This is a genomic window from Microbacterium azadirachtae (assembly GCF_000956545.1).
GTDB lineage: Bacteria > Actinomycetota > Actinomycetes > Actinomycetales > Microbacteriaceae > Microbacterium > Microbacterium azadirachtae.
Genome location: NZ_JYIT01000015.1, coordinates 1 through 1,606, shown reverse-complemented (window position 1 = coordinate 1,606; position 1,606 = coordinate 1). Strand labels below are relative to the sequence as shown.

The 1,606-nt window shown below is 73.7% G+C and carries 1 protein-coding gene and 1 pseudogene; both read left to right on the top strand.

The annotated features are described in order from the left end of the window. Positions 1–821 (top strand): annotated as a pseudogene (locus RL72_RS00110) (hypothetical protein); the annotation flags it as partial. Next, positions 809–1,564 carry a hypothetical protein gene (locus RL72_RS00105; RefSeq protein WP_248700312.1) on the top strand — a complete coding sequence of 252 codons (756 nt, stop codon included), beginning with the start codon at positions 809–811 and terminating at the stop codon, positions 1,562–1,564. The pseudogene RL72_RS00110 and the gene RL72_RS00105, both read left to right, overlap by 13 nt. The last annotated feature ends 42 nt before the right edge of the window (positions 1,565–1,606 follow it).

Genomic DNA, 1,606 nt, shown 5'->3' with positions numbered 1-1,606 from the left:
GCATCGATCCCGGGCACACCGCCACCCGCCCTTCGGCGACGACAAGCCCCGTGCTCCCGCCGCCCCCCGCGGCGACGCCCGGACCGCGGTTCGACGCGCCCACGGCGTCCTCGGTCGATGCGGCGGATGCGGAGCAGACCATCATCCGGGTGCCGCAGGAGGCGCCCGCTCCAGAGGCGCCGGTCACCGGCGTGCCGACGCTCGCCGCGCCGCCCGCTCCGACGCCCCCGGTGCCGCCCGCGACGGAGCAGGGTGACGACGCCCCGACGCTGCTGCGGGTGCCCCGCACTGTCAGCCCCCTCGCCGCCGGCCCGGGCGCGCCCTCGACGCCGGTGCTCGCCGCCGCGCCGGGAGCATCCGTCGGAGCGGCGCCCGCGCCGGACGCCGCTCCCGGCGAGCGCCGTTCGCGCCGAGCCCTCGTGTGGGGAGTGCTCGCCGTGGCCGCGGTCGTGGTGCTCGCCGGCGGGTCGGTGCTGACCGTGAACCTGCTCAATGCGAGCCCCCCGAAGCCTAAGCCGACGGCCGCCCAGAGCGCGGATCCGCAGGATCCGCTCGGCGACATGGCGGCCGCGCCCAAGGACGTCACGGGGACGCCCGACGGCGCCGGTTCGGTGCGGTTCACGTGGACCAACGCGAGCCCGAAGACCGGGGACTCGTACCTCGTCACCGTGGTCACGCTCGCCGGAGACGGGGACACGACCTCGGTCGACGAGCCCCAGATCACCGTGCCCGCGCAGCCCGGTGGGAAGACCTGCATCGATGTGATGCTGCGGCGCGAGAACGGGTCCGCGTCCTCGACGGTGAGGGGATGCACGCCATGACCCTGGATCCCGAGGCCACGCAGGATCCGTCCCGCGCTCAGGTGACGGTCGAGTTCGCCGGGGAGTATTTCCCGATCGAGGCAGGCGGCAGGTTCGTGGTGGGGCGCGAGGGCGACCTCGCGATCGACGACAATCTGTTCCTGCACCGGCATTTCCTCGAGATCGCGGAGTCGGGCGGGCTGTGGTGGCTGGCGAACATCGGCGCGCGGCTGCAAGCGACCGTGACCGATGCGTCGGGCGGCGTTCAGGCCTGGCTCGCCCCGGGGGCGCGCCTGCCGCTGGTGTTCGCGACGACGAGCGTCGTGTTCTCCGCGGGGCCCACCACCTACGAGTTCACGATCCATGCGTCCGAGCCGACCTTCCGCGAGACCCGGCGCGAGCGCGAGGTCGACGGCGACTCCACGATCGGGGAGGTGCCGCTCACGCTCAGCCAGAAGCAGCTGCTCGTCGCCCTGGCGGAGCCGCTGCTGCGGCGCGACGGCACCGGGATGAGCGCCATCCCGTCCAGCGCCGATGCGGCCGCTCGCCTCGGGTGGACGGTGACGCGGTTCAACCGCAAGCTCGACAACGTCTGCGACAAGTTCGATCGGATCGGAGTGCCCGGGATGCGCGGCGGCGCAGGCGGTTCCGCGACCAACCGTCGTGCCCGGCTCGTCGAGCACGTGATCGCCTCGCGCCTGGTCGGCAAGGCCGATCTGGCGCTGCTCGACGCGACCGAGACGGACCCGACGGATCCGGAGTGAGGGTGGGGGGATGGGGAGTTGTCCCCATCGACGGGTGTGGGT

Excerpts from the sequence above, each read along its gene's own strand:
- RL72_RS00105 (WP_248700312.1), top strand. The coding sequence starts at position 809 with ATGCACGCCATGACCCTGGATCCCGAGGCCACGCAGGATCCGTCCCGC.